Raw genomic sequence first — 8,345 nt, 5'->3', positions numbered from 1 at the left:
GGGCCAGGCGGAGGGTCTCGGCGGCGGAGGGCCGCGAGATCGGAGCCAGGACGGCGAACTCGTCTTCGCCCACCCGCGACAGCAGGGCGTTTGGCGGGAAGGCGGCGGCCAGACGCGAACCGAGCGCCGCCAGCACCAGATCGGCGCGCTCATGACCGAGCGCCTCGTTCAGGCGGCGCAGGCGATCAAGGTCGGCCACCACCAGCTCATGCTGGCCGGGGCTCTGCAGGCGCTCGCGCGCCCGGGCGATGAAGGTCTTGCGGTCAAGCAGGCCGGTGAGGCTGTCGAGATCGGCGGAGGCGAACCTGACCTCGGGGGCGATCACGCCGGCGGCGCGCAGGCCGCCCTCCTCCAGCCAGACACCGCGCCAGATGCAGACCTGGCCGCCGCGCATGCGCACCCGCACGGCGATCGGTGAGCCAGGCTCCTGGACGCGGAGAATATCTTCGGCCAGCGCCCGATCCGGCGGCAGGGCCAGGGCGCGAAGCGCCGCCGATGAACATTCAGGAGCCAGCGGCCCCAGACCAAGCGCTCGCGACGCGCCGGTCAAACGCAGACGATCCTTCTCGGGCTCCCAGAGCCAGAGAACTACGTCAGCCGCGCCCAACGCTTCTAGCGTTGTCGTGGCGTCCCAGCTCCAACGATCGTTCGGCATCGCCTCAAGACGTTATAGGCTAACGCGCCGCCGCGCGGTCCGGCATTTTGCCGTGCGCACGCTAAACAGACACTCCGTTGTCCGACGCCTCGGGCGCCGTTAATGGCGAGACGAGACCGAACAGGACATGATCGCTCCAAACGCCGTTAATTTTCAGATAAGCCTCAGCGAGCCCCTCTTCTCGAAACCCGGCGCGGTTGAGCAATCGGCGTGATGCGTCGTTCCGCGGGAGGCAGGCGGCCTCCAGCCGGTGCAGCGCCAAGGTCCGGAAGGCGAACATCGTAAGCGCGCGCACCGCGGCGAGCGTTTGGCCTTGTCTGGTAAAGGGTTGACCGCACCAATAGCCGACCGATCCCATCTGGGCGACGCCGCGCCGGACGTTGGAAAGGGTGATGCCGCCGGTCAGGGCGTCGTCACGGCTTCGGAAGACAAAGAACGGAAACGCCGTCCCAGCTTCCTGATCGCGCGCATAGGCGGTCAGTCTGCGGCGGAAAGCCGCACGGCTCAGATCATCGGCCGGCCAGGTCGGCTCCCAGGGTTGCAGAAAATCCCGCGACTGGGTGCGCAGGTCACGCCATTCGGCGAAATCGGCGGCGCGCGGCGGTCGCAGGCGAACCCCGTCGCCCTCGATCCGCAGCCCGCTCTCCGGGGCGATCCAATCCAACAAGGCCATGGCGCAGCCTCGCGGGATTGGGGGGCCGGCGTCAAGACCGGAGAGGACTAGACGAACAACGCGTTCTGGAAGGCGTCGGCCGCTTTCAGCGCGCTCTTGGGGCCGAGCACGCTGACAGCGGCGCGGCGGGGAGCCAGGATCTGCTGGCCGAGCGCGATGATGTCCTGGGCGGTCACGGCGTCGATCTGCTGGGCGAGTTCGGCGGTCGGCAGGGTGGCGCCGAACAGCAGCACCTGGGCCGCGGCCTGTTCAGAACGCGAAAGCGGCTGCTCGCGGGCCATGAACATCGAGGCCTTGAGCTGGGCCTTGGCGCGGGCCAGCTCGGCGGGCTCGATGCGGGTCGCCATGCCCTGGACCTCGCCGGCGGCCACCCGGGCCAGTTCGGCGGCGTCCTTGGCGGCGCAGCCGGCGAAGATCCCCAGCACGCCGGTGTCGGCATAGGTCTCGGAATAGGAGTCGACCGCATAGGCCAGGCCGCGCTTCTCACGAGCTTCCTGGAAGAGCCGCGAGGCCATGCCGCCACCGAGGATCTCGGCATAGAGGCGCAAGGCGAAATAGGCCTCGTCACGGACGCCCACGGCCGGCAACAGGAAGACCAGATTGGCCTGCTCCAGCGCCTTGGAGGTCGTGCGGGTCCCGCCGGTGAAGCCCGCCGACGGCGGAACCGCCGCGCCCTCCCCGACCGCGCCGCCGAAGTCGCGTTCGGCCAAATCTAGCAGCTCGGCCTCGTTCACCGCGCCGGAGGCGGCGATCACCAGGCTGTCGGGCGCGTAGAGCGCCGCGCGCCAGTCCGACAGGGTCTGCGTACTCGCCCGAGCGATCGACTCGTCCGTGCCCAGGATCGGCCGGCCTAGCGGTTGACCGCCAAAGGCGGCTTCCTGGGCCATTTCGAAGACGTGGTCGTCGGGGGTGTCGGCGGCTTCGGCGATCTCCTGGCCGACCACCTGGATCTCGCGGACCAGATCGCCGGCGTCCATGGTCGGGCGCAGCACCAGATCGGCCAGCACCGAGCAGCCGAGGTCGAGGCCGCCCTTGAGGGCGCGGATCTGGAAACTGGTGCGCTCATAGCCGGTGGCCGCGTTGATCTGGCCGCCTTCGGCCTCGATCACCTCGACGATATCGCGCGCCGAGCGCTCGCCCGCCCCCTTGAAGACCATGTGCTCCAAAAGGTGCGACCAGCCGGAGCGGGCCTCGTCCTCGGAGCGTGCGCCCCGGCCGGCGACAACCGACAAGGCCAGGGTTTCAAGTCCATCAATGGGGTCGCAAACGACGCGAACACCATTCTTCAGCGTGTGGACGGTGGGCAGAGGGTCAGCCTTCGGCAAAGGCCATCACGTAGGCCTTGATGGTGTCGGCGTCGGCGGGCAGTCGGTCGAACCGCTCGTCCTTGCCGGCCAGATGAGAAGCGGTGCGCGGCATGACCGGCGTCTCGCCGGTGGCCGCCGCGACGGTGTCTGGGAACTTCGCCGGATGGGCGGTGGACAGCACCACGATCGGCGCGTCGGTGACGCCGCGAGCTCGCTGCATGCCGGCCACGCCGACGGCGGTGTGCGGATCGATCAGTTCGCCGGTCTCGCGCAAGGTGGCGACGATGGTTCGGGCGGTCTCGCCCTCGCTGATCGAGACGCCGGTGAAGGTCTCGCGCATGGCGGCGAGCGCCTGGGGCGGGATGTCCATGCCGCCGGTCTCGGCGAAGGCGGCGAAGGCGCGGGCCGTCTCGACGCCGTCGCGGCGAACGCACTCGAAATACAGCCGCTCGAAGTTCGAAGCCGACTGAATGTCCATGGCCGGCGACTGGGTCGGGGCGGTGACGCCACGGACGTAGCGGCCGTCCTCGAAGGCGCGGGCCAGGATGTCGTTGGAGTTGGTGGCGATGATGATCTTGGCGATGGGCAGGCCCATGCGCTTGGCGACAAAGCCCGCGAAACCGTCGCCGAAGTTGCCGGACGGGACAGCGAAGGCGATCTCGCGATGCGGCGCGCCCAGGGCCACGGCGCTGGTGAAGTAGTAGACGCTCTGGGCGACGATGCGGGCGAAGTTGATCGAGTTCACGGCCGACAGGCCCACGGCCTGCTTCAAGGCGGCGTCTTGCAGCGAAGTCTTGAGGATCGCCTGGCAGTCGTCGAAGTCGCCGGCCACGGCCACGCAGCGGACATTGTCCTCGGCCGCGGTGGTCATGAAGCGGCGCTGGACCTCTGAAATCCGGCCGTCGGGGAACATCACCACGATCTTGGTGTTGGACCGGCCTCGGAAGGCCTCGACGGCCGCGCCGCCGGTGTCGCCGGACGTGGCGCAGAGGATGGTCTGGGTGCGGTTCTGCTGACCCAGCACATGGTCGGACAACCGCGCCAAGAGCTGCATCGCCACATCCTTGAAGGCGAGGCTGGGGCCATGGAACAGTTCGGCCATGAAGCCGCCCGCCGAGAGCTGGCGGACCGGAACCACGGCGGCGTGCGTGAAGGTCGCGTAGGCCTCGACGCACATCTCGGCCAGGGTTTCGCGCGCGATCTCGTCGCCGACGAAGCGCGACAGCACCTCGGTGGCGACGTGGTGGTAGGGCTGGCCGGCGAAGGCCGCGATCTCTTCACGGCTGAAGGTCGGCCATTCCTGCGGAACATAGAGGCCGCCGTCCGGGGCTAGCCCAGCCAGAACCGCATCGATGAAGCCGACTGGGGGCGCTTCCCCCCGGGTGGAGACATACCGCATCACGTCTTCCGTCTGCGCCAAAGCATGGCGACATAGACGCCGACCAGGGCCGCAGCAAGACCGAACCAGGTCAGGGCGTATTCGAGGTGGCGATTGGTGATTTGAGCCGGCAGGGGCGCGGGATCGAGCGCCTTCCAGTCGGGGTTCGAGGGGGTCTCGGCCATCAGCACCAACGGCGCGGGCTTGTCGGCCTTCAGGGCCTTGGCCATGGCCGCCACGTCGCGGACGTACCAGCTGTTGCCGGCCACGTCGTTCGGCGGGCTGACGAAATTGCCCTTCTCCGGGACACGCAGCACGCCGACGAGCGTGATCGGCGTGCGATCGGCCGCGTCGGTTTTCGGCCGGGCCGAAACGCTGTCGGCGACAAAGCCTCGGTCGACCAGGATCGAGCGATAGGGTCCTTCAGCGATCTCGCAGGCCGAGATCAACCGCTGGCCGGGCGTACCGTCGCGGACCGAATAGAGCTGGACATAGGGGGCGCTGGCCAGGCCTGGGCATTCAATGCTGACACGGGCGAAATCGAGATCGGCGCCGGCCGCCATTCGCTCCAGGGCGACGGCCGCGGACTGAGCCGGCGCGGCCTGGAGGGCGGCGACGCGTTCCAGAAGGTGTTCCTTCCAGGCCAGCCGCTGCAGCTGCCAGACGCCCAGACCGATGAGGATGGAGAGCGAGATCGCCACGGCGATCGTCAGGCCCACCGGGCAACGGCGAGCAGGTTCAGTCATGACGGGATTCAGACGCGTTGTTCGAGAACTGGGCCGCCAGCATCACGCCCTTCAGCGGGCGGAGCAGACCCAGGCACACGGCCAGGGTCAGGGGCAGGAAGATGACGATATGCACCCAGATCGGGGGCGCGAAGGTCAGCTCGGTATAGAGCATCAGAAAGGCGCAGAAGAAGCCCGCGATCAGGATCACGAAGACCGCGGGGCCGTCTCCAGAGTCGGCCTTGGCCAGGTCGTAGCCACAAGATCCGCAGCGGGGCGCGACCTTGAGGAAGCCTTCGAAGAGTCGCCCCTCTCCGCAGTTCGGGCAGCGGCCGCGAAGGCCCGCCAAAAGCGGATTGGGGCTTCTCATGTCTCGGGCCTTAGTGACCGGCTCCGCCGAACACCACGTAGATGAAGGCGAACAAGAAGAGCCAGACGACATCGACGAAGTGCCAGTACCAGGCCGCCGCCTCGAAACCGAAGTGCTTTTGCGGGGTGAAACCGCCGCGCAGCAGACGGATCAGGCAGACCGCCAGGAAGATGGTGCCGATCAGCACGTGGAAGCCGTGGAAGCCGGTCGCCATGAAGAAGGAGGAACCGTACAGGCCCGAGTTGGCCTGATCCTCGGCGCCGAAGAAGTACTTGTGCGTCAGGATGTGGTGGTACTCGTAGACCTGGACCATCGTGAAGACCGCGCCAAGGGCGATCGTCAGGATCAGGGCGAGCTTGGTGCCCTTGCGGTCACCTTGTTGGATCGCGTGGTGCGCCCAGGTCACCGTGGTGCCCGAGAGCAGCAGGATCAAGGTGTTCAGCAGCGGCAGGTTCCAGGCCGGAACGGTCTCGATCCCCTGCGGCGGCCAGGTGGCCCAGGCTGTGCGGACTTCTTCGATGGACGACAGGGTCCGGTGCTCATGGAAGAGCGCCATTTCGAAGAAGATCCAGAACCAGGCCACGAAGAACATCACTTCGGACATGATGAACATGATCATGCCGTAGCGCAGGCCGATCGAAACAACCGGCGTGTGATCGCCAGCCTTCGATTCCTTGATCACGTCCGACCACCAGCCCCAGAACGTGTAGATGACACCGGCGAAGCCGGCGGCGAACAGCCACCAGGTGCCTTCCGGGAGGCCGAACAGGCCCTTCATCCAGACCACGCCGCCCAGCGCCATGATGACGGCGGAGGCGGAACCCACGAGCGGCCATGGGCTCGGAGGCAGCAAGTGGTAGTCGTGTTTGACTTCGCCGTGGGCCATTTCGGTCCTAACCCCTATCAGTTCATACTGACGCCAACCCCTCTCTCGAGTTGGCGAAAGACAATTCGCGTGACGCTATAGCCCCGCCTTGGCCGTTACGCCAAGGCCGGAAGATTGGATTGTCGCCGAGCTGTCCGCGTGCTTTTCGCCGCGTGCGCCCTCGACGGACGGGAAGAAGGTGTAGGAGAGGGTGACCTCGCCCTTGCCCTTGGTCTCAAAGTCCTCGGCGAACTTGGGATCGACGAAGTAAACCACGGGAAATTCAATGGTTTCTCCGGCCGCGATGGTCTGGTCGGAGAAGCAGAAGCACTCGAGCTTCTGGAAATAGGCGCCGGCTGCTTCCGGGACGACGTTGTAGATCGCGCGGCCAGTTATCGGACGATCACCGTTATTCGTGACCTTGAAGAAGGCCAGGCCGGTTTCGCCGATTCGAATATCTTGCGTCGCCTGCTCGGCGGTGAACTTCCACGGCAGTTCGCGGACGTTGGCGTCGAAGCGAATGGTCAGCTTGCGGTCAAGCACCTTGTCGGGCGCGACCTCGGCCTTGCGGACCGTGCCGTCGAAGCCGGTGATCTGGCAGAAAGCCTTGTAAAGCGGCACCGAGGCGTAAGCCGCGCCGATCATGGCGACGAACCCCATCGCGCAGATCATGCCGACCTTGGCGTTGCGCTTCGCCTGCGGCGAAGACTCGGGCTTAGAGCGGACGGAAGGCAATATTACCTCCCATACGCACGACGGTCACCACGAACACCAGGATGACGAACAGCACGAGGCCGAGCGCCAGGGCGATGTTGCGCCCCCGGCGCGCGCGCGCCTCGATGGTTGGGTCGGGCTTGGGCTCGCTCACTTACAGCACTCCGACGCCCGGCAGGCCGAGCGCGTGCTCAGCCAGCAAGGTCGCAAACAGCAGGGTCAGGTAGAGAATCGAGAACGCGAACAGGTTGCGAGCGTCCTTGGAGCCGCCCTTCACGTCATAGAGGCCATCGTCGTTGCGCTCGCCGGCGGCTTCGCCAGCCCGGCTCTTGAACACCCGCCAGGCCAGGACCAGGAACACCAGGCCGCCCAAACCGGCCACGGCCAGATAGGTCAGCCCGCCCAGCCCCGTGAACACCGGCACGATGCACAGCGGCACGAACAACAGGCTGTAGATCAGGATCTGCTTACGGGTGGAGGCCGCGCCCGCCGTCACCGGCATCATCGGCACGCCAGCCTTCTCGTAGTCCTCGCTGGTGTAGAGCGAGAGCGCCCAGAAGTGCGGCGGGGTCCACATGAAGATGATCGCGCAAAGCAACCAGGCGTTCATCGGCGCTGTCCCGGTGGCCGCGGCCCAGCCGATGACCGGCGGCAAGGCGCCGGCCAAGCCGCCGATGACGATGTTCTGGGGCGTCGAGCGCTTCAGCCACATCGTATAGACGACGGCGTAGAAGAAGATCGTGAAGGCCAGCAGGCCGGCGGCCAGCCAGTTGGCGGTCATGCCCAGCAGCATGACCGAGAACATCGACAACACCCCGCCCAGGGCGAGCGCGTCGGAGCCCTGGACCTTGCCGGACGGCACCGGACGGGCGCGCGTGCGCCGCATCTTGGCGTCGATGTCGGCGTCGAACCACATGTTGAACGAGGCCGAGGCGCCCGCGCCCACGGCGATACAGAAGATCGCGATCGCCCCCAGGATCGGGTTCACCGAGGAGTCGGCGCAGACCATTCCGGTGATCGCGGTGAAGATCACCAGCGACATCACGCGCGGCTTCAACAGCTGGACATAGTCCTGCCACCGCGGGGGCGCGCTCGTACGAGGAAGGGCTGGCGACATAGCCATTACATTACTCTCAAAACGACCAAAGGGCGCGCGCTGGATTGTCCCAGCCCGCGCCCCTGAAGTCTTTGGCGAGCTGGACCTAGTGCAGGTCCGGCTTCACCACCGGCAGTTCATTGAACTGGTGGAACGGCGGCGGCGAGGACAGGGTCCACTCCAGCGTCGTGGCGCCTTCGCCCCACGGGTTGGCTTCGGCCTTGCGGCGCGAGATGGCGGCTTCGATCAGAACGATCAGGAAGACGACAACGCCGACCATGGTCACGAGGTAACCCCACGAAGACACCTGGTTCCAGAGGGTGAACGCCTCAGGATAGTCGATATAGCGGCGCGGCATGCCCTGGAGACCCAGGAAGTGCTGCGGGAAGAAGATCAGGTTCACGCCGACGAACATGACCCAGAAGTGCAGCTGGCCGAGCCATTCGCGGTACTTCACGCCCCAGATCTTCTCGAACCAGTAGTAGAAGCCCGCGAAGATCGCGAACACGGCGCCGAGGCTGAGCACGTAGTGGAAGTGGGCCACGACGTAATAGGTGTCGTG

The 8,345-nt window shown here is 66.5% G+C and carries 11 protein-coding genes; all 11 read right to left on the bottom strand.

The window, feature by feature from the left end; translation table 11 throughout:
- On the bottom strand, positions 1 to 655 hold a 655-nt coding region (locus tag Q7T84_RS17170), incomplete at its 3' end, for a diguanylate cyclase (RefSeq protein ID WP_304811257.1).
- A 61-nt stretch (positions 656 to 716) separates the two neighbouring features.
- Positions 717 to 1,328, bottom strand: coding sequence for a GNAT family N-acetyltransferase (locus tag Q7T84_RS17165; protein ID WP_304811255.1), 612 nt, complete (start codon positions 1,326 to 1,328; stop codon positions 717 to 719).
- Positions 1,329 to 1,375: 47 nt separating this feature from the next.
- A complete protein-coding gene (locus tag Q7T84_RS17160; protein ID WP_304811259.1) occupies positions 1,376 to 2,635 on the bottom strand; it encodes a pitrilysin family protein in 1,260 nt (419 codons plus the stop codon).
- A gap of 4 nt (positions 2,636 to 2,639) precedes the next feature.
- Entirely contained in the window at positions 2,640 to 4,034 is a 1,395-nt protein-coding gene (gene thrC / locus Q7T84_RS17155; protein WP_304811253.1) for a threonine synthase, read from the bottom strand.
- Positions 4,034 to 4,759 carry an SURF1 family protein gene (locus Q7T84_RS17150; RefSeq protein WP_304811251.1) on the bottom strand — a complete coding sequence of 242 codons (726 nt, stop codon included), beginning with the start codon at positions 4,757 to 4,759 and terminating at the stop codon, positions 4,034 to 4,036. The genes thrC and Q7T84_RS17150 overlap by 1 nt, the downstream gene beginning before the upstream one ends.
- The gene (locus Q7T84_RS17145; RefSeq protein ID WP_304811249.1) at positions 4,752 to 5,108 is read right to left on the bottom strand and encodes a DUF983 domain-containing protein; all 357 of its coding nucleotides are present in this window, start codon (positions 5,106 to 5,108) and stop codon (positions 4,752 to 4,754) included. Before Q7T84_RS17145 ends, Q7T84_RS17150 begins: the two co-directional genes overlap by 8 nt.
- 10 nt (positions 5,109 to 5,118) lie before the next feature.
- A complete protein-coding gene (locus Q7T84_RS17140; protein ID WP_304811247.1) occupies positions 5,119 to 5,994 on the bottom strand; it encodes a cytochrome c oxidase subunit 3 in 876 nt (291 codons plus the stop codon).
- Positions 5,995 to 6,069: 75 nt separating this feature from the next.
- Positions 6,070 to 6,645: a cytochrome c oxidase assembly protein gene (locus tag Q7T84_RS17135; protein ID WP_370653682.1), complete on the bottom strand. Its 576-nt coding sequence runs from the start codon at positions 6,643 to 6,645 to the stop codon at positions 6,070 to 6,072.
- 43 nt (positions 6,646 to 6,688) lie between these two features.
- Entirely contained in the window at positions 6,689 to 6,841 is a 153-nt protein-coding gene (locus Q7T84_RS17130; protein WP_304811242.1) for a hypothetical protein, read from the bottom strand.
- The gene (gene cyoE, locus Q7T84_RS17125; RefSeq protein WP_304811240.1) at positions 6,842 to 7,810 is read right to left on the bottom strand and encodes a heme o synthase; all 969 of its coding nucleotides are present in this window, start codon (positions 7,808 to 7,810) and stop codon (positions 6,842 to 6,844) included. It abuts the gene before it with no gap.
- Between the two features lie 79 nt (positions 7,811 to 7,889).
- Positions 7,890 to 8,345 (bottom strand): cbb3-type cytochrome c oxidase subunit I (locus Q7T84_RS17120; RefSeq protein ID WP_304811238.1); only part of this gene is annotated, 456 nt, incomplete at its 5' end.

The organism is Phenylobacterium sp. (assembly GCF_030654915.1).
GTDB lineage: Bacteria > Pseudomonadota > Alphaproteobacteria > Caulobacterales > Caulobacteraceae > Phenylobacterium.
This window is presented reverse-complemented; position numbering and strand designations above follow the sequence as displayed.